The following is a 17,375-nucleotide window of genomic DNA, read 5'->3' as shown; positions in this document are numbered from 1 at the left end:
CCGACCGTGATGCCGAGGTCGTGCAGCTGCAGCGGCTCGCTCACGCCGGGGTCCAGCCGTCCGCGTAGCGCGCCAGCAGCGCGTCGTATTTCTGCGTCAGTTCCTCGGCGCTGGACACCGTCATGCCGAGATCGCGCAGCAGGCCGTCCTTCAAGCCGTACACCCAGCTGTGGATCGTCAGTTCCTGCCCGCGGTCCCAGGCGTCCTGAACCACCGTGGTTTGGGCGCAGTTGATCACCTGCTCGGCCACGTTCAGCTCGACCAGCCGATCGTGGGCGACGGTGGGCTGCACGATCTCTCCCAGGTAGCGGCCATGCTTGTGCTTGACGTCCTGCACGTGGCGCAGCCAGTTGTCGGTCAGGCCGACCCGGCGTCCGGTGAGGGCCGCGTGCACGCCACCGCAGCCGTAATGACCGCAGACGATGACGTGCTTCACCTTGAGCACATCAATGGCGAACTGGAGCACCGACAGGCAGTTCAGGTCCGAGTGCACCACCACGTTCGCCACGTTGCGATGGACGAACATCTCGCCCGGCATCATGCCCAGCAGTTCGTTGGCGGGCACGCGGCTGTCCGAGCAGCCGATCCACATGTATTCCGGGGCCTGCTGCGCGGCCAGCGAATTAAAGAAATCGGGTTGCTTGGCGACGACCGATTCCGCCCAGGCGCGGTTCTTGGCGAACAGCTCCCTGGTGATGGGTTTTGAGTTAGGCATCTGATTCTCTCGACCTTGTGTTTAAGATAACTATTAATGCAAAAAAAACCGCTGGGACTCGCGCCATCCAGCGGTTGTCGACTTCTTACTCGAAGAAGTCCTTCACTTTATCCATCCAGCCCTTGCTCTGGGGGCTGTGCTTGGCGCCGCCCTCCTTGGTCAGGCGCTCGAACTCGCGCAGCAGGTCCTTCTGCTTGTCGGTCAGCTTGACCGGGGTCTCGACCACGACGTGGCAGAACAGGTCGCCCGCGTAGCCGGAGCGCACGCCTTTGACGCCCTTGCCCTTCAGGCGGAAGATCTTGCCGGTCTGGGTGCCTTCGGGGATCGTGAAGGATACCTTGCCGCCCAGGGTCGGCACCTCGATCTCGCCGCCCAGTGCCGCCTTGCTGAACGAGATCGGCATTTCGCAATGCAGGTCGTCGCCTTCGCGCTGGAACACCTCGTGCGGCTTGATGTGGATCTCGACGTACAGGTCACCCGGAGGACCGCCGTTGGTACCCGGCTCGCCGTTGCCCGACGAGCGGATCCGCATGCCGTTGTCGATACCGGCCGGGATCTTGACTTCCAGGGTCTTGTTGCGCTTGATGCGCCCGGCGCCGCCGCAGGCCGCGCACGGTTCCGGGATGATCTTGCCGCTGCCATGGCACTTCGGGCAGGTCTGCTGGATCGAGAAGAAGCCCTGCTGCATGCGCACCTGGCCGTGGCCGTGGCAGGTCGAGCAGGTGACCGGCTGGGTGCCCGGCTTGGCGCCGCTGCCGTGGCAGGTATCGCACTTGTCCCAGCTCGGCACGCGGATGGTGGTGTCGAAGCCGGCGGCTGCCTGTTCCAGCGTGATCTCGAGGTTGTAGCGCAGGTCGGCGCCGCGGTACACCTGCGGGCCCGAGCTGCGGCCGCGGCCGCCGCCGAAGATATCGCCGAAGATGTCGCCGAAGGCGTCCGAGAAACCGCCGGCGCCGAAACCGCCGCCCATGCCGCTGTTCGGATCGACGCCGGCGTGACCGTAACGGTCGTACGCTTCGCGCTTCTCCGGATTGGTCAGCATCTCGTAGGCTTCCTTGACCTCCTTGAACTTCTCCTCCGCTTCCTTGTTATCCGGATTGCGGTCGGGGTGGTACTTCATCGCGAGCTTGCGATAGGCCTTCTTGATCTCGTCTTCCGACGCAGTCTTGGCGACCCCGAGGATCTCGTAAAAATCACGCTTTGCCATTTGTCGGCACCTTGCTGTCTATCTTGAAAAACTGTCTGTGCAAAAAAACCGAGCCGGGCACCAGAAGGCTGCATCGGCTCGGGATGTTCCGCGTTGGGAGCTAACTTGAGCGGCTAACCCCCTATTGTGACATTACTTGGCGTCCTTGACTTCCTTGAAGTCGGCGTCGACCACGTCATCGTCCGCCTTGGCGCCCGATTCAGCACCCGGCTGTTGCGCGCCAGCCGCACCCGCAGCGCCAGCCTGCTGGCCCTGCATGTCGGCGTACATCTTCTCGCCCAGCTTTTGCGCGGCGGTCGACAGGGATGCCACCTTGGCATCGATCTCGGCCTTGTCGCCCGATTTGATCGAGCCTTCCAGGTCGGCGATCGCGGCTTCGATCTTTTCCTTCTCGCCGCCGTCCAGCTTGTCGCCGTACTCGGTCAGGGACTTGCGGGTCGAGTGGACCAGCGCGTCGGCCTGGTTGCGCGACTCCGCCAGTTCCTTGACCTTCTTGTCCTCTTCCGCGTTCAGCTCGGCGTCCTTCACCATCTTCTGGATCTCGTCTTCCGACAGACCCGAGTTGGCCTTGATGGTGATCTTGTTTTCCTTGCCGGTGGCCTTGTCCTTCGCGCCCACGTGCAGGATGCCGTTGGCGTCGATGTCGAAGGTCACTTCGATCTGCGGGGTGCCGCGCGGTGCCGGCGGGATGCCTTCCAGGTTGAACTCGCCCAGGCTCTTGTTGCCCGCTGCGATTTCACGCTCGCCCTGGTAGACCTTGATGGTCACGGCCGGCTGGTTGTCGTCGGCGGTCGAGAACACCTGCGAGAACTTGGTCGGGATCGTGGTGTTCTTGTGGATCATCTTGGTCATCACGCCGCCCAGGGTTTCGATACCCAGCGACAGCGGGGTCACGTCCAGCAGCAGCAGGTCCTTGCGGTCGCCGGCCAGCACCGAGCCCTGGATCGCGGCGCCGACTGCGACGGCCTCGTCCGGGTTGACGTCCTTGCGCGGATCCTTGCCGAAGAACTCCTTCACTTTTTCCTGCACCTTCGGCATGCGGGTCATGCCGCCGACCAGGATGATGTCGTCGATGTCCGACACCTTGATGCCGGCATCCTTGATGGCGACGCGGCACGGCTCGATGGTCTTGTTGATCAGTTCCTCGACCAGGGCTTCCAGCTTGGCGCGGGTGATCTTCAGGTTCAGGTGGACCGGCGCGCCGTTCGCCATGGCGATGTACGGCTCGTTGATCTCGGTCTGCTGCGAGGACGACAGCTCGATCTTCGCGCGCTCGGCCGAAGCCTTGATGCGCTGCAGGGCGATCGGGTCCTTCGACAGGTCGAGGCCATTGATCTTCTTGAATTCGTCGATGATGTAGTCGATCACGCGCTGGTCGAAGTCTTCGCCGCCCAGGAAGGTGTCGCCGTTGGTCGACAGCACTTCGAACTGCTTCTCGCCATCGACGTCGGCGATCTCGATGATCGACACGTCGAAGGTGCCGCCGCCGAGGTCATACACGGCGATCTTGCGGTCGCCCTTGTCGGTCTTGTCCAGGCCGAATGCCAGCGCGGCCGCGGTCGGCTCGTTGATGATGCGCTTGACGTCCAGGCCCGCGATGCGGCCGGCGTCCTTGGTCGCCTGGCGCTGCGAGTCGTTGAAGTAGGCCGGCACGGTGATCACGGCTTCGGTGACTTCTTCGCCCAGGTAGTCCTCGGCGGTCTTCTTCATCTTGCGCAGCACTTCCGCCGAGATCTGCGGCGGCGCCAGTTTCTTGTCGCGCACGCTGACCCAGGCGTCGCCGTTGTCGGCCTTGACGATCGCGTACGGCATCAGGCCGATGTCCTTCTGGACTTCTTTTTCGTCGAACTTACGGCCGATCAGGCGCTTGACCGCGAACAGGGTGTTTTTCGGATTGGTGACAGCCTGGCGTTTTGCCGGCGCGCCGACGAGGATCTCGCCGTCTTCCTGGTAAGCGATGATCGAAGGCGTAGTGCGAGCACCTTCGGCATTTTCGATGACCTTGGGCTGACCATTTTCCATGATCGCCACGCAGGAGTTGGTGGTGCCCAGGTCGATACCGATGATTTTGCCCATAATATTTTCCTTTAATACTTAGTTTTAGTTTTCAGATGTGTCGAATATAGGGAAAAACTGCGTGCTTTCAAGAGCTTGGAATTAGCACGAGCAAATTTATTTCGGCTGTGCAGCGGTCACGATGGCCGGGCGCAGCAGGCGGTCGGCGATCATGTAACCTTTTTGCAACACTGTGACCACGGTATTCGCTTCCTGCTCCGACGGTACGACGGCGACGGCCTGGTGCTTGTTCGGGTCGAGCTTGTCGCCCGGCTGCGGCATCACTTCGACCAGGCGGTTCTTCTCGAACGCGGCGGTGAGCTGCTTGAGGGTCATCTCGACACCTTCCTTGATCGATTCCACGGTAGGGGCTTCGACCTTCAGCGCCATCTCCAGGCTGTCGCGCACCGGCACCATGGCCTCGGCAAAGCTTTCGATGGCAAATTTGTGGGCCTTGCTCACATCTTCCTGGGCGCGGCGGCGGATATTGTCCGCTTCGGCCTTGGCGCGCATGAAGGCATCGTGCATCTCGGCCAGCTTGGCTTCGGTGGCGCTCAGCTGTTCTTCGAGACTCGGCTCCGACGACGCCGGCGTTGCCTGGCCCGCATTCGCTGCGTTGGCTGCGGCGTCACCTTCCGGCTGGTTGGTCACCTCATGGTTTTCTTGGTCTTGCATCGAAAAAACTCCTAGAATCAAGGACTTGGCTGATTGATTGACTTGTCCTGCTTAACACACGGGCCCCATATGGGGCGATCCCCTACGTTTTCAAGGGGAATTGCAGCTCTAACATGTGCATATCCTGACATTTTTTGTTACAGGATTTACGCGGCAGCAGAACCCGGCAGCAGTTGGCCGTCTTACCATGTTTCCTAATTGGAACAGGGGAAAGATCATGAGACTGCATCTGATCAGCGGCGCCATAGTGGTCTGGACCGCCCTTGCGCTGGCAGCGATCTGCCTGGCGGAACTCGGGGCGACGCCGCAAAACGTGCCATTTTAGCAGGTCCGCGTGCGTGGGCACGCCGTGCCCACCTTGGTTATTCGCGTTATGCGCCCAGGCCTGCCGCGTGCTCGCGCGCCACGTCCGCATCCTTGCGCCGGGCCTCGCGCTGTGACGGGCTCATCATGGTGGGCCAGCCGATCAGGTGCTGCTCGGCAATTTCCGCCAGCCCCGTGATCCAGGCCGGGTTATCGTTCAGGCAGGGAATGTAGTGGTAGTCCTGGCCACCGTTCGATTCGAACTCGTGCCGCACTTCCATATTGATCTCTTCCAGCGTCTCCAGGCAGTCGCTGGTGAAGCCGGGGCACATCACGTCGATGCGTTTGACGCCTTCGCGCGCCAGCTGCTGCACGGTCGGCGCCGTATAGGGCTGCAGCCACTCGGCGCGCCCGAAGCGCGACTGGAAGGTGACCACGTACTGCTCGGGCGACAGGCGCAGGCGCGCCGCCAGCAGGCGCGCGGTGCGCTGGCATTCGCAGTAATACGGGTCGCCCAGGGTCAGGGTCCGCTTGGGCACGCCATGGAAACTCATCACCAGCCTGTCGCCGCGGCCGTGGGCTTCCCAATAGTCCAGCACCGAGTCGGCGAGCGCCTCGATATAGCCTTCATGGTCGTGGTAGTGCTTGACCAGGCGCAGCTCGGGAATGTTGCGCACCTGGGCGTAGTGGGCGTAGACGGCATCCCAGATCGAGGCCGTGGTCGTGCCCGAATACTGCGGATAGGCCGGCAGCACCACGATGCGGTCGACGCCCTTCGCCTTCAGTCCGTCCAGCACCTCCGGCAGCGCCGGCGAGCCGTAGCGCATCGCCATCGCCACCTCGACGTCCTCGTGGCCGCGCTCGCCGAGCAGTTCCGCCAGCTTCGCCGCCTGCCGCGCCGTGTACACCTTCAGCGGCGAACCTTCGCGGGTCCAGATCATCGCGTACTTTTCCGCCGACTTGCCGGAGCGGAAAGGCAGGATGACGAGATGCAGGATCAGCTTCCAGACGGCGCGCGGGATCTCCACCACGCGCGGATCGGACAGGAACTGCTTCAGGTAGCGCCGCACCGCTGTCCGGGTGGGCGCATCGGGCGTGCCGAGGTTGACCAGCACGACGGCGCTTTTGGCGACCGTGCCGTGGGTGTGGGGCGGTTCTTTTCTGAAGGGCATAAAGTGGCGGAGGTTCATGAAGCCAGCAGCTCGCGTGCGTGCTTGCGGGTAGTCTCGGTGATCTCGATGCCGCCCAGCATGCGCGCCACCTCTTCCACCCTTTCCTTCTTGTCCAGCACGTCGATGCGCGAGACCGTCTTGCCCTCGCCGGTGGTGCCCTTGGCCACCTGGAAGTGCTGGTTGGCCTGGCTCGCCACCTGCGGCAGGTGGGTCACGCACAGCACCTGGCGGCTGTGGCCGAGGCGCTTCAGCAGGCGCCCCACCACCTCGGCGACGCCGCCGCCGATGCCGGTATCGACCTCGTCGAAGATCAGGGTCGGCACCGTGGTGGCGTTCGACGTGATGACGGAGATCGCCAGCGAGATGCGCGCCAGTTCGCCGCCCGAGGCCACCTTGGCCAGTGGACGCGGCGCGACGCCGGCATGGCCGGCCACCAGGAATTCGACCTGCTCCATGCCGTACACGGCCGGCTCGCAGGGATTCAGCGACACCACGAAGCGGCCGCCGCTCATCGACAGTTCCTGCATCGCTTCCGACACCTGCTCGCTCAAACGCTGCGCCGCATCCTGGCGCGTGGCGGACAGGCGGCCCGCCACTTCCAGGTAGGCGGCCTTGGCCTGCTGTTCCTGGCGGCGCAGGCCGTCGACGTCGCTGGCATCGGCCAGCTGGCGCAGCTTGGCTTTCAGCGTGGCGTGCTCGTCCGGCAGCTCCTCGGGCGTGACGCGGAACTTGCGGGCGGTGCTGTGGATCGCATCCATGCGCGCATCGACCTGGGACAGGCGCTCGGGGTCGAGCTCGACCTTGTCGATGTAGTCGTTCAGCGCGTACACCGCTTCCTGCAGCTGAATGCGGGCCGGCTCCATGCAGTCGAGCACGTTCTGCAGGCCGGCGTCGACGTCGGCCAGCTTGCCCAGCTTCTGGTTCAGCGAGGACAGCTGCGACAAAATCGGCTGCTCGGCTTCGGAGATCGCGTTCAGGGCTTCCTGCGCGCCCTCGAGCAGGCTGGCCGCATGCGACAGGCGGCTGTGCTCGTTGGTGATCTCGGTCCATTCGCCCGGCTTCACGGCCAGTTTATCGAGCTCGCCGACCTGCCATTCGAGCCGCTCGCGTTCGAGCAGCACGTTCTTCGCATTGGTCTCGAATTCCTCGCGCTGGCGCGACAGCGCGCGCCAGGCCTTGTAGCAACTGGCGACCGCCTGCACCTGGGCCGTGGCTTCCGGATTGCGCACGGCGATCTGGTTGTCCAGCAGGGCGCGCTGGGCATCCTGCTTGAGCAGCGACTGGTGGGCGTGCTGGCCATGGATGTCGACCAGCATCTCGCCCAGCTCGCGCAACTGGCCGGCGGTGGCGGCGATGCCGTTGATGTAGGCCTTCGAGCGGCCGGCATTGTCGATCACCCGGCGCAGCAGCGCCCCGCCCTCCTCGACGCCGAACTCGTTCTGCTCGAGCCAGGCGGTGGCCGCCGGCGTGAGCGCGAAGTCGGCGCTGATGTCGGCCTTGGCCGCGCCCTCGCGCACCATGCTGGCGTCGCCGCGCCCGCCCAGCGCAAGCTGCAGCGCATCGATCAGGATCGACTTGCCGGCTCCGGTCTCGCCAGTGAAGACCGTGAAGCCATTCGAGAACTCGAGTTCGATCGTGTCGACGATGACGAAGTCGCGGATGGTCAATGTGCGCAACATGAAGAAACAGGTCTCCTGGTTTCGGAATGCTTGGTTTATTTGAGCTTGCCGTCGCTGGACGGATACTCGTTCCAGTGCAGCTTTTCGCGCAGGGTGTGGTAGTAGCTCCACCCTTCGGGATGCAGGAAGGTGATGGTGTCGGGCGAGCGCGAGATCATGATCTGGTCGCCGTGCTGCAGACTCGTGAAAGTCTGCATGTCGAAGTTCACGCTGATGTCGCGGCCATTCATGATCTCGACCACGATGTCGCTGGTGTCCGGCACCACGATCGGACGGTTCGACAGCGCGTGCGGCGCAATCGGCACCAGCACGATGCCGGCCAGGCTCGGATGCAGCAGCGGGCCGCCGGCCGACAGCGCGTAGGCGGTCGAGCCGGTGGGCGTGGAGACGATCAGGCCGTCCGAACGCTGGTTGTACATGAAGGTGCCGTCCACCGTGACCTTCAGTTCGGCCATGCCGGCGCCGGAACCGCGCGACACCACGACGTCGTTCACCGCCACCGAGCAGTGGATCTCCTTGCCGTCGCGCACCAGGCGGGCCTCGAGCAGGGTGCGCTCCTCGCCGCGGGCCTTGCCGCTGAGGATCTCGGCCAGCGCCGGCAGCATGCGGCCGATCGGGATGTCGGTCATGAAGCCCAGGCGCCCCTGGTTGATGCCGATGAGGGGCACCTTGTAGCGGGCCAGCTGGCGCGCCACGCCCAGCATGGTGCCGTCGCCGCCGACCACGATGGCGGTGCTGGCCTGCCGGCCGATCTCGTCGATCGTCATCGCGGTCACACCGTCCACCTTCACGTGGCCGGCCGTCTCGGCTTCGAGTACGGGCAGGTAGCCGGCGCCGCGCAGGAAGTCGACGATGGCCTGCACCGGCTCGTCGATGCCGGCGGTGTTGTGCCGCACGACCAGCGCGATGGTTTGTTGCGATTCGGGCGTAGCGGGCATAGGGAAATCTCGGCGGTAATGAAAAACGACACGGGGGAGATTAACCGATTCTCCCGGCTTCTGCCATACGGCCGCTCAGCGATTACTGTACAAACGCACAGTATATTTGCCCGGCGCGCATCCGGCAAGATTCGGATCAGTGCGAGGCGCCAAGCGCTACCGCCACACCGATGGCGCACGACAGCGCCAGCAGGTGCAGGAACATCAGCGTGCACCAGCGCAGCGCCGTGAGCTTGCGCGAACCGCCGTACACCCGCCGCATCGCGGTCGGCAGGTAGAAGACCAGCCACAGGCCCAGCAAGTTGCCGACGTAGGGAAGCCGCAGCGGCTTCTGGAGGATGATGAGGGTGAGCATCAGGAATGCGAAGGCATTCGTGTGCAGCGCGAACAGCAGGTGCTCGCCGTAGCGCTTGCCCGAACCCAGGTAGAGGATCTTCAGGAACAGGGCGAACAGCGGCATCATGGCGAACACCGCGTAGGGTGCGTAGCTGTAGAAGGCCTTCTTTGCCTTGGCGCCATTGTCCTCGCTGGTCGAGCTGACGATGCTCTCGATGAACGATTCGAAGCCCGACTTGTCGTCCTCCTCGTCCTTCTGCAAGGTGGCCGTCTTCGCATGCGGGTCGTCGCCCTCGTTCTCATCCGGCTTGGCGCTTGCCTGCGCTTCGGGCTTGGCCGGCGGCGCCTCGGGTGCGGTCGCGGGCGCCGCATGTTTCTTGTCTCCCGGATCGACCTGGATCACCGGAACACCTTCGAGTTTGACGTCACCGACATGATGATCCTCGCCCATGAACTTAAACATGGCAAAGAAGATCAGGCTGAAGGTCAGGTAGACGCGCAGCGGCTGGATATAGCGTACGCGGCGTCCCTGCATGTATTCGAGGCTCAGCTGGCCGGGCTTGAGCAGCAGCAGCTTCATCGTCTTCCACAGCTTGCCTTCCAGCGCCACGTAGTGGCCGATGAACTCGTGCAGGAATTCGCGCGTGCTGGGTGGATGCAGCACGGTCTCCTGCCCGCACTGGTGGCAGAAATTCCCGGACACGGCGGCGCCGCAGTTCGGGCAATCGCTGGCGGCATGGTGGTGGAGGACGACTTCGGAGGCGGCTTCAGAGTTCACGGCAATTCCCGGCAAACGGCACACAGGCAAGCATGTTAACCATTTAATTGCAAAAATGCATCATCCAATTGCGCGACCCGCTTTCACCCCACGCGTTAGGCTTTAAGCAATGTAAGCATGCCGAGGAGGATTGCTATGGTTGAAGAAGCCAAAGACCGTGTCGTCAACACCGACCGCAAGATCGAAGAGCAGGACTACAAGCGCGCACCGCACGAGCGCGACGAATCGCCGGACGGCCAGGGCGTCAAGCCGCGCGGCATCATCAAGCAGGCCGCCGAAGACCTGGAACAGGGACTGGTCGACACCGACAATTACCTGACCCGCAGCGACAAGGGCCTGGAAGACGCGGTTGCCAAGAAACCCGGCGCCACCGGCGAGGCCAACCCGCTGCCGGAGCGCAACCGCGACATGCGCGACCACGATTCCGTGGTTCCTGTGGATGGGGGCAAGAACCGATGAACGCACGCACGTCGCTCGCTGCCCTGCTGGGCGCCGCGGGCCTGTGCGCGTGCGCCCACCAGGCCGTCCCGCAGCAGGCGGCCACCGGTGGCTATCCGCCCGGCTTCGGTCCGGACCCGGTCCTGCCGGCGCCCGAACGTTCCCTGATCCCGACCCTGAACATTGCCCCGGCCGATCCGTGGCCGCCGGGCACGCATCCGGTGCCGACCGCCGGGCTGCTTGCTACCGCCTATGCAAGCGGCCTCGAGCATCCGCGCTGGCTCTACGTGCTGCCGAACGGCGACGTGCTGGTCGCCGAGAGCAATAAGCCAAGCAATGGGCCCAAGGAAACGGGCATCCGTGCCAAGGTCCAGGGCATCGAGCAGAAACGCGCCGGCGCCGGCGTCGAGTCGCCCAACAAGATCATCCTGCTGCGCGGCGTGAAGGCCGACGGCACGGCCGATACCGTAACCGTGTTCGCGCAGAACCTGAACTCGCCCTTCGGCATGACCCTGGCCGGCAACGACCTCTACGTTGCGAATGCCGACGCGCTGTGGCGCTTCCCGTACAAGACCGGCGACACCACCCTCGGCGGCCCGGGCACCAAGGTGCTGGACCTGCCCGCCGGCATCAATCACCACTGGACCAAGAACGTGGCCGCCTCGCCCGACGGCAAGAAGCTGTACGTGACCGTCGGTTCGAACAGCAACGTCGCCGAAAACGGCATGGCCGCCGAACAGGGCCGCGCCGCGATCTGGGAACTCGACATCGCCAGCGGCAAGAGCCGTGTCTATGCATCCGGCCTGCGCAATCCGAACGGCCTCGCCTTCCAGCCGCAGACCGGCGCCATGTGGACCGTCGTCAACGAGCGCGACGAGCTGGGCAACGACCTGGTGCCGGACTACATGACGGCGGTGAAGGACGGCGCCTTCTATGGCTGGCCCTACAGCTACTACGGCCAGCACGTCGATACCCGCGTCAAGCCGCAGAAGCCGGAACTGGTCGCCAGCGCGATCGCGCCCGATTACGCGCTGGGCGGGCACACGGCCTCGCTGGGCCTGGCCTTCTACGACGCCGGCCTGATGCCGCAATTCAGGAACGGCGCCCTGGTCGGCCAGCACGGCTCGTGGAACCGCAAGCCGCACTCCGGCTACAAGCTGATCTACGTGCCTTTTACCGACGGCAAGCCCAGCGGTCCGCCGCAGGACGTGCTGACGGGATTCCTGAGCAAGGACGGCAAGGCCTACGGGCGTCCGGTCGGGGTCGCGGTCGACAGGCAGGGCGCGATCCTGCTTGCGGACGACGTCGGCAATGTCGTCTGGCGCATCACACCAGCAACAAAGTAAGCATTCAAAAGGAGAACGACGATGATCAAGCGTAAGGGAAGCGCCGTCTGGAGCGGCGGCCTGAAAGACGGCAAGGGCACGGTCTCGACCCAGAGCGGCGCGCTCAACCAGCAGCAGTACGGCTTCAACACCCGCTTCGAAGACGGCGCCGGCACCAATCCGGAAGAACTGCTGGCGGCAGCCCACGCCGGCTGCTTCACGATGGCCCTGTCGGCCCAGCTGGGCGAAGCCGGCATGACGGCCCAGAAGCTGGAAACCACGGCCACGGTCTCGCTCGACAAGGCGGACGGCGGCTTCGCGATTCCGGCCGTTCACCTCGACCTGGTCGCCACCATCCCCGGCGCCAACGAGCAGGCTTTCCAGGAAGCGGCCCGCAAAGCCAAGGAAGGCTGCCCGGTGTCGAAGCTGTTCAACGCCAACATCACACTGGACGCCAGGCTTCAATCGTGACCGTAGGGTGGGCTCTCCTAGCCCACGCGTGAGGTCTGCATCCTGAAGGCTTGCGCGTGGGCACGGCGTGCCTACCCTACGTCAGCGGTGTCAGCAAAGATCCGTCCGAGCGCATAAAATCCTCGCTTTCCGTTCACACTATCAGGAACAACAATGCGCATCCTGCACACCATGTTACGCGTCGGCGATCTGCAGCGCTCCATCGACTTCTACACCAAGGTGCTCGGCATGAAGCTGCTGCGCACCAGCGAGAATCCGGAATACAAGTACACCCTGGCCTTCGTCGGCTACGGCAACAACCCGGACCACGCCGAGCTCGAGCTGACCTATAACTGGGGCACCGACAAGTACGAGATGGGCACGGCCTACGGCCACATCGCGATCTCGACCGAGGACATCTACAACACCTGCGACCAGGTGCGCGCGGCCGGCGGCAACATCACCCGCGAGCCGGGCCCCGTCAAGGGCGGCACCACCGTGATCGCCTTCATCACCGATCCGGACGGCTACAAGGTCGAACTGATCGAGCGCGCCGACCATGCCGGCGGTGGCGGCCTGAGCAGCTAAATCGGCCGGGGCCGGCAGCCTTTTGCCGGCCCTGCTACAATCCTTCTCGCCTGCTCTGCGGGCACACAAACAGATACGTCTTCGGGGCGGGGTGCGATTCCCCACCGGCGGTATGGCCATCATGGCCGAGCCCGCGAGCGCCTGCCATGCAGGGTCAGCAGACCTGGTGAGAAGCCAGGGCCGACGGTATAGTCCGGATGAAAGAAGATGTGCGTCATCACGCGTCCTGCTGCCGCTTCGGCATGCGGTGCCGCGCCATTTCGCTTTGCCCTGATGCGTTCCTTTAACTTCATGCGAGGAGCGTCTCAATGACCAGCACCACCATCAATCCCTTCACCCTTGAAAGCAATGACCTGGAAGGCCGCATCGCCGCCGCCCTCGAGGCCACGCGCGCGGGCATTCCCGTGATCCTGCTCGACGACTTCGACCGCGAGAACGAGGCCGACCTGATCGTCGCCGCCGAAAAACTCACGGTCGAGACCATGGCCGTGATGATCCGCGAGTGCAGCGGCATCGTCTGCCTGTGCCTGTCCGATAGCAAAGTGCGCGCGCTCGACCTGCCGCCGATGGCGCCGGAAAACGGCAGCCGCTACGGCACACCCTTCACCGTCTCGATCGAGGCACGCGAAGGCGTCACCACCGGCGTCTCGGCCCAGGACCGCGTCACCACGATCCGTGCCGCCATCGCCCCCGATGCCAAACCCGAAGACCTGGTGCGCCCGGGCCACGTGTTCCCGCTGCGCGCCAACCCGGCCGGCGTGCTGGGCCGCAAGGGCCACACCGAAGGCTCGGTCGACCTCGCCATCCTGGCCGGCCTGCAGCCATCCGCCGTGCTGTGCGAACTGATGAACGAAGACGGCACCATGATGCGCGGCGAGGCGATCGAACGCTTCGCGCGCGAGCGTGCTTATCCGATCCTGACGATTGCGGAGTTGATCGAGTGGCGTACCCAGCTTGAGCAGCAGGCTGCTTGAATAAACTTGCAAATCACTGCCGCAACAAAAAATGGCGCCGAAGCGCCATTTTTTCCATCGAAGCTAAAACAGCTTACGGCTGCTGCAACAAGGCATTGATCGGCTGCAGATCTTCCTCCCGCAGCGAACCGGCGGCCGCCTTCAGCTTCAGGCCGGCCAGGATGGTGTTGTAACGCGCCTTGGCCAGGTCGGTGCGGGTCTGGTACAGCTGGCGCTGGGCGTTCAGCACGTCGATGTTGATCCGCACGCCCACCTGGTAACCCAGCTTGTTCGATTCCAGCGCCGAGTTGCTCGACACCTCGGCCGCTTCCAGCGCCTTCACCTGGGCCAGGCCCGAGTTCACGCCGAGGAAGGACTGGCGCGCCAGCAGCGCGGCGTTGCGGCGGTTCGCCTCCAGGTCGTTCCTGGCCTTGTCTTCCAGGGCGATCGCTTCGCGCACGCGGCTGGTGACGGCAAAGCCGCTGAAGATCGGGATGCTATAGGCGATGCCGATCGAGTTGTTGGTCGTGCGGCCCGACTGGCCCGAAAACGCGCCGTTGACGTTGCGATGCTGCGAGTTCGCCGTCAGGTCCAGGGTCGGATAGTGGCCGGCGCGGTTCTTCGAGATGTCGCGCTTGGCCGATTCGAGCTGCAGCTCGGCCACCGACACGGCGTAGTTCTGGTTCTCGGCGGCCGAGACCCACTGGTCGACGTTGATCGGCTGCGGCGCGGTCAGGTTGACGCCGGTGCGCAGAGTCGCCAGCGCGCTAGGGGGGGTGCCGATGATGGCCTGCAGCGCCGTCTTCTTGGTCTCCAGGTCGTTGACCGCGGCGATCTCCTGCGAGATCACCAGGTCGTAGGCGGCCTGGGCTTCATGGGTGTCGGTGATGGTCTGGGTGCCGACTTCGAAGTTGCGCTTCGCCGAGGCCAGCTGCTCGGTCACGGCTTCCTTCTGGGCGCGGGTCGAGGCCAGGGTGTCCTGGGCGGCCAGCACGTCGAAGTAGGCCTGGGACACGCGGGTGATCAGGTCCTGCTGGGCCTGGGCGAACTGGGCTTCCGAGATCGCCTGCTGCAGCTTGCTCTGCTGGTAGGTTTCCCAGCGGTCCCAGCGGAACAGCGGCTGCGACAGCTGGACGTTGATTTCCTTGGCGGTCAGGTTCGGACCGCCCGATGCCACGAAGCCGCCGGTGGGGTTGCCGTTCGCGTCGAGAATCGGCTGGCCTTCGTTGAACGGCGCGTAGTCGTTGTTGGTCTTGGTAATGCCCCCCGTGATGCCGACGGTCGGCAGCAGCCCCGCGCGCCCCTGGGGAACGCGCTCGCGGCCGGCCTGGGCCGAAGCGCGCGCGCTCGCATAGGTGGCGTCATTCGCCAGAGCCTGCTGGTACACCTGGAGCAGATCGGCCGCCTGGGCGTTGAGCGAGAAAAACGCGCTGGCCAACAGCACGGCGATGAGGGGTTTCTGCATTACTTTCTCCGTCGGAGTCATCAATAGTCAAGGACGCAGACCGCCGTCGATGCTCAGTACTTCGGCATCGATGGATCGACCTGCACGGCCCAGGCGTGTACGCCGCCTGTCAAATTGGTAATTTTTTCAAATCCGTTACGCTCCAGGAAAGCTGCGACCTGCATGCTGCGCGCGCCGTGATGGCACACGCAAACGATTTCCTGGTCATCATCCAGTTCGCTCACGCGGATCGGAATCAGATTCATCGGGATCTGGGTCGAGCCCGCGATATTGCAGGTCTCGAATTCCCAGTTTTCCCGCACATCGAGCAGCAGCGGTTTCGGGCGCGACGGGTCGGCCAGCCAGGCGGCCAACTCGGGAGCGGTAATGTGCTGCATCGTCTGCCTCTTCCTTCAGAACTGGAAGTGCGACACGGCCGGCGCGCCGGCCAGGTACTTCACATTGGTCTCGAACACTTTTACCGTGTTCCAGCTGTTCTCGCCGGTGCGGGTGACGATGTTGAATTCCATGGCCGGCGGCTCGCCGACGATGGCGGCGATGCGGCCGCCCACTTTCACCTGCTTCAGGAAGGCTTCCGGCAGCACCTCCAGCGCGCCCGAGATCACGATCACGTCGTACGGGGCGCCCTTGTCCCAGCCAGCCGCGCCGTTGCCCAGTTCCACGACCACATTGCCGATGCCGGCCTTGGCCAGGTTCTTCTCTGCCAGTTCCTTGATTTCCGGGTTCACTTCCACGCTCGTGACCTTGGCAGCGCGGTGCGCCATCAGGGCCGCCATGTAGCCCGAGCCGGTGCCGATTTCCAGCACGTTTTCATGCTTCTTCAGGCCGATGTCCTGCAGGATGCGCGCCTCGATCTTCGGGTTCAGCATTGCCTGGCCGCCCGGCAGCGGGATCTCGGCATCCGCGAACGCCAGGTTCTGGTACTCGGCCGGCACGAACTGTTCGCGCTTGACCACGTGCAGCAGGTCGAGGATGTCGGTGTCCAGCACGTTCCAGGGGCGGATCTGCTGTTCGATCATGTTGAAGCGGGCTTGTTCGATATTCATCTTGATACTCGGCGGAAAAAGAAATAATCCGATATTTTATCGTTGAACGGCCTCGGGAAACACATCTTAGCGATATGGCACCCAAGACCACGGGAAATTGCGACAGTCTGCAGTTTAGAAGGGATGAACGCCGAAAAATGGCGTCTTGACGTTGCTGGACAGTTCACGCGGCGGTCGGCCGCGCAGCATCCGGCGCCGGAAGCAGGCCGTTCAGGGCCATGTCCAGGAAGGTGTCGAGGAAGGCCAGCGGCTCCAGCTCCGCGCGCGGGCAGGGGCCGACCGAATGCTTCCAGGTGATCAGCATGAGCATGGGCGCGATCAGCACCTGGGTCATCAAGTTGACGTCCAGCGGCCTGAACTCGCCGCGCGCGATGCCGCGCTCGAGCATGCCGGACATGGCCGCGGTGCCGCGCTTGATGACCTCATCCTGGTAGAAGCAGGCCAGTTCCGGGAAATTGTCGGCTTCGGCGGTGACCAGCTTGATGATGCCGGAGGCCTTGGTCGCGCCCAGGCGCTGCCACCAGGAGTGGATCAGGTGGCGCAGCAGGTCCGCGCTGTGGCCTTCGAATTCGGCGACCGAGACTTCGGCCTCGCCGATCACGGGCACGATGCTGCTGCGGACCACGGCCTTGAACAGCTCTTCCTTGTTTTCGTAGTACAAATAGAGCGTGCCCTTCGAGACGCCGGCGCGACGCGCGACGTCTTCCAGGCGTGTGGCGGCGTAGCCACGTTCGACGAACAGGTCGATGGCTGCCTCCAGCAACTCCTGGGGCCGCGCGTCTTTACGGCGCTCCCAGCGTGGCTTGGTTTCGAAAGGGCATGGCATTGCTTCTGTCCGACAACTAACTGTTGAGTCAGGAAATATAGACCCGGGGCTGGGGGCAGTCAAGCTGTGGCGAGTATACTTACAGCATGAACTCCCCGCTTTCCTCCCTCGGTTGCCGGCCTGGCTGCGGCGCCTGCTGTATTGCTCCATCGATTACGAGTCCGATCCCGGGAATGCCTGATGGGAAACCTGCCGGTGTCAGGTGCATTCAGTTGGGTGAGGACAACCGCTGCCTTGTCTTCGGCAAACCGGAGCGGCCRCCGTTTTGCGGAGGGCTGCAACCGTCCGAAGACATGTGCGGCGCGAATCGCACACATGCCATCCATTGGCTAAGCGAACTGGAGCGCGCGACGGCACCGCTCTGACGTTCTGGTTCCGGCGCCCGGGCTCTGCGTCAAAATATTTCCCATTGGCAAAACAAGATGC

18 protein-coding genes and 1 riboswitch are annotated in these 17,375 nt (G+C 64.0%); of the genes, 6 read left to right on the top strand and 12 right to left on the bottom strand.

Annotated elements, in window-relative coordinates; translation table 11 throughout:
• Positions 1 to 40: 40 nt before the first annotated feature.
• From can to AB4Z32_RS16020, 8 genes are all read right to left on the bottom strand, one after another.
• Positions 41 to 715: a carbonate dehydratase gene (can, locus tag AB4Z32_RS16055; protein ID WP_442122851.1), complete on the bottom strand. Its 675-nt coding sequence runs from the start codon at positions 713 to 715 to the stop codon at positions 41 to 43.
• 85 nt (positions 716 to 800) lie between these two features.
• Positions 801 to 1,922 carry a molecular chaperone DnaJ gene (gene dnaJ, locus AB4Z32_RS16050; protein ID WP_442122850.1) on the bottom strand — a complete coding sequence of 374 codons (1,122 nt, stop codon included), beginning with the start codon at positions 1,920 to 1,922 and terminating at the stop codon, positions 801 to 803.
• A gap of 132 nt (positions 1,923 to 2,054) precedes the next feature.
• On the bottom strand, positions 2,055 to 3,998 hold the full coding sequence (gene dnaK, locus AB4Z32_RS16045) for a molecular chaperone DnaK (RefSeq protein ID WP_442122849.1): 1,944 nt from the start codon (positions 3,996 to 3,998) through the stop codon (positions 2,055 to 2,057).
• 96 nt (positions 3,999 to 4,094) lie between these two features.
• Positions 4,095 to 4,652, bottom strand: a complete 558-nt coding sequence (gene grpE, locus AB4Z32_RS16040) for a nucleotide exchange factor GrpE (protein WP_442122848.1) — start codon at positions 4,650 to 4,652, stop codon at positions 4,095 to 4,097.
• Between the two features lie 371 nt (positions 4,653 to 5,023).
• The gene (gene hemH, locus AB4Z32_RS16035) at positions 5,024 to 6,127 is read right to left on the bottom strand and encodes a ferrochelatase (RefSeq protein WP_442122847.1); all 1,104 of its coding nucleotides are present in this window, start codon (positions 6,125 to 6,127) and stop codon (positions 5,024 to 5,026) included.
• A 14-nt stretch (positions 6,128 to 6,141) separates the two neighbouring features.
• Positions 6,142 to 7,806 carry a DNA repair protein RecN gene (gene recN / locus AB4Z32_RS16030; RefSeq protein ID WP_442122846.1) on the bottom strand — a complete coding sequence of 555 codons (1,665 nt, stop codon included), beginning with the start codon at positions 7,804 to 7,806 and terminating at the stop codon, positions 6,142 to 6,144.
• A 35-nt stretch (positions 7,807 to 7,841) separates the two neighbouring features.
• Entirely contained in the window at positions 7,842 to 8,744 is a 903-nt protein-coding gene (locus AB4Z32_RS16025; protein ID WP_442122845.1) for an NAD kinase, read from the bottom strand.
• A 136-nt stretch (positions 8,745 to 8,880) separates the two neighbouring features.
• Positions 8,881 to 9,858 (bottom strand): DUF3667 domain-containing protein, encoded by a 978-nt coding sequence (locus tag AB4Z32_RS16020; protein WP_442122844.1) that lies wholly within the window; start codon positions 9,856 to 9,858, stop codon positions 8,881 to 8,883.
• Positions 9,859 to 9,993: 135 nt separating this feature from the next.
• Between AB4Z32_RS16020 and AB4Z32_RS16015 the strand changes: the two genes are divergently transcribed.
• The 5 genes from AB4Z32_RS16015 to ribB all read left to right on the top strand — a co-directional run bounded on the left by AB4Z32_RS16015 (position 9,994) and on the right by ribB (position 13,633).
• The gene (locus AB4Z32_RS16015; RefSeq protein WP_442122843.1) at positions 9,994 to 10,317 is read left to right on the top strand and encodes a hypothetical protein; all 324 of its coding nucleotides are present in this window, start codon (positions 9,994 to 9,996) and stop codon (positions 10,315 to 10,317) included.
• Complete coding sequence (locus AB4Z32_RS16010; RefSeq protein WP_442122842.1) at positions 10,314 to 11,642, top strand: PQQ-dependent sugar dehydrogenase; 1,329 nt, start codon at positions 10,314 to 10,316, stop codon at positions 11,640 to 11,642. Before AB4Z32_RS16015 ends, AB4Z32_RS16010 begins: the two co-directional genes overlap by 4 nt.
• Positions 11,643 to 11,663: 21 nt before the next feature.
• Positions 11,664 to 12,092, top strand: a complete 429-nt coding sequence (locus AB4Z32_RS16005; protein WP_442122841.1) for an OsmC family protein — start codon at positions 11,664 to 11,666, stop codon at positions 12,090 to 12,092.
• Positions 12,093 to 12,245: 153 nt separating this feature from the next.
• Positions 12,246 to 12,659, top strand: coding sequence for a lactoylglutathione lyase (gene gloA / locus AB4Z32_RS16000; protein ID WP_442122840.1), 414 nt, complete (start codon positions 12,246 to 12,248; stop codon positions 12,657 to 12,659).
• Positions 12,660 to 12,732: 73 nt separating this feature from the next.
• Positions 12,733 to 12,872: riboswitch (FMN riboswitch) on the top strand.
• A 95-nt stretch (positions 12,873 to 12,967) separates the two neighbouring features.
• Positions 12,968 to 13,633: a 3,4-dihydroxy-2-butanone-4-phosphate synthase gene (gene ribB / locus AB4Z32_RS15995; protein WP_442122839.1), complete on the top strand. Its 666-nt coding sequence runs from the start codon at positions 12,968 to 12,970 to the stop codon at positions 13,631 to 13,633.
• Between the two features lie 73 nt (positions 13,634 to 13,706).
• Here the strand turns inward: ribB and AB4Z32_RS15990 are convergent, their stop codons facing one another.
• From AB4Z32_RS15990 to AB4Z32_RS15975, 4 genes are all read right to left on the bottom strand, one after another.
• Positions 13,707 to 15,077 (bottom strand): TolC family outer membrane protein, encoded by a 1,371-nt coding sequence (locus AB4Z32_RS15990; protein WP_442122838.1) that lies wholly within the window; start codon positions 15,075 to 15,077, stop codon positions 13,707 to 13,709.
• A 53-nt stretch (positions 15,078 to 15,130) separates the two neighbouring features.
• Positions 15,131 to 15,454: a rhodanese-like domain-containing protein gene (locus AB4Z32_RS15985; RefSeq protein ID WP_442122837.1), complete on the bottom strand. Its 324-nt coding sequence runs from the start codon at positions 15,452 to 15,454 to the stop codon at positions 15,131 to 15,133.
• A 15-nt stretch (positions 15,455 to 15,469) separates the two neighbouring features.
• Positions 15,470 to 16,123 carry a protein-L-isoaspartate O-methyltransferase family protein gene (locus tag AB4Z32_RS15980; RefSeq protein WP_442122836.1) on the bottom strand — a complete coding sequence of 218 codons (654 nt, stop codon included), beginning with the start codon at positions 16,121 to 16,123 and terminating at the stop codon, positions 15,470 to 15,472.
• Positions 16,124 to 16,286: 163 nt separating this feature from the next.
• Positions 16,287 to 16,949, bottom strand: a complete 663-nt coding sequence (locus AB4Z32_RS15975; protein WP_442122835.1) for a TetR/AcrR family transcriptional regulator — start codon at positions 16,947 to 16,949, stop codon at positions 16,287 to 16,289.
• A gap of 86 nt (positions 16,950 to 17,035) precedes the next feature.
• On the opposite strand from AB4Z32_RS15975, the gene AB4Z32_RS15970 reads away from it, so the two are divergent.
• On the top strand, positions 17,036 to 17,314 hold the full coding sequence (locus AB4Z32_RS15970; protein ID WP_442122834.1) for a YkgJ family cysteine cluster protein: 279 nt from the start codon (positions 17,036 to 17,038) through the stop codon (positions 17,312 to 17,314).
• Positions 17,315 to 17,375: the final 61 nt, after the last annotated feature.

Origin of the sequence: Massilia sp. 2TAF26 (assembly GCF_052115005.1) — a bacterium.
GTDB lineage: Bacteria > Pseudomonadota > Gammaproteobacteria > Burkholderiales > Burkholderiaceae_D > Telluria.
The sequence above is the reverse complement of the archived record's forward strand: the minus strand, read 5'-3'. Positions and strand labels throughout refer to the sequence as shown.

What these genes read in the sequence shown, in the direction of transcription:
- can (WP_442122851.1), bottom strand. Translation starts at nt 715, where the DNA reads ATGCCTAACTCAAAACCCATCACCAGGGAGCTGTTCGCCAAGAACCGC.
- dnaJ (WP_442122850.1), bottom strand. Translation starts at nt 1,922, where the DNA reads ATGGCAAAGCGTGATTTTTACGAGATCCTCGGGGTCGCCAAGACTGCG.
- dnaK (WP_442122849.1), bottom strand. Translation starts at nt 3,998, where the DNA reads ATGGGCAAAATCATCGGTATCGACCTGGGCACCACCAACTCCTGCGTG.
- grpE (WP_442122848.1), bottom strand. Translation starts at nt 4,652, where the DNA reads ATGCAAGACCAAGAAAACCATGAGGTGACCAACCAGCCGGAAGGTGAC.
- hemH (WP_442122847.1), bottom strand. Translation starts at nt 6,127, where the DNA reads ATGCCCTTCAGAAAAGAACCGCCCCACACCCACGGCACGGTCGCCAAA.
- recN (WP_442122846.1), bottom strand. Translation starts at nt 7,806, where the DNA reads ATGTTGCGCACATTGACCATCCGCGACTTCGTCATCGTCGACACGATC.
- AB4Z32_RS16025 (WP_442122845.1), bottom strand. Translation starts at nt 8,744, where the DNA reads ATGCCCGCTACGCCCGAATCGCAACAAACCATCGCGCTGGTCGTGCGG.
- AB4Z32_RS16015 (WP_442122843.1), top strand. Translation starts at nt 9,994, where the DNA reads ATGGTTGAAGAAGCCAAAGACCGTGTCGTCAACACCGACCGCAAGATC.
- AB4Z32_RS16010 (WP_442122842.1), top strand. Translation starts at nt 10,314, where the DNA reads ATGAACGCACGCACGTCGCTCGCTGCCCTGCTGGGCGCCGCGGGCCTG.
- AB4Z32_RS16005 (WP_442122841.1), top strand. Translation starts at nt 11,664, where the DNA reads ATGATCAAGCGTAAGGGAAGCGCCGTCTGGAGCGGCGGCCTGAAAGAC.
- gloA (WP_442122840.1), top strand. Translation starts at nt 12,246, where the DNA reads ATGCGCATCCTGCACACCATGTTACGCGTCGGCGATCTGCAGCGCTCC.
- ribB (WP_442122839.1), top strand. Translation starts at nt 12,968, where the DNA reads ATGACCAGCACCACCATCAATCCCTTCACCCTTGAAAGCAATGACCTG.
- AB4Z32_RS15990 (WP_442122838.1), bottom strand. Translation starts at nt 15,077, where the DNA reads ATGCAGAAACCCCTCATCGCCGTGCTGTTGGCCAGCGCGTTTTTCTCG.
- AB4Z32_RS15985 (WP_442122837.1), bottom strand. Translation starts at nt 15,454, where the DNA reads ATGCAGCACATTACCGCTCCCGAGTTGGCCGCCTGGCTGGCCGACCCG.
- AB4Z32_RS15980 (WP_442122836.1), bottom strand. Translation starts at nt 16,123, where the DNA reads ATGAATATCGAACAAGCCCGCTTCAACATGATCGAACAGCAGATCCGC.
- AB4Z32_RS15975 (WP_442122835.1), bottom strand. Translation starts at nt 16,949, where the DNA reads ATGCCATGCCCTTTCGAAACCAAGCCACGCTGGGAGCGCCGTAAAGAC.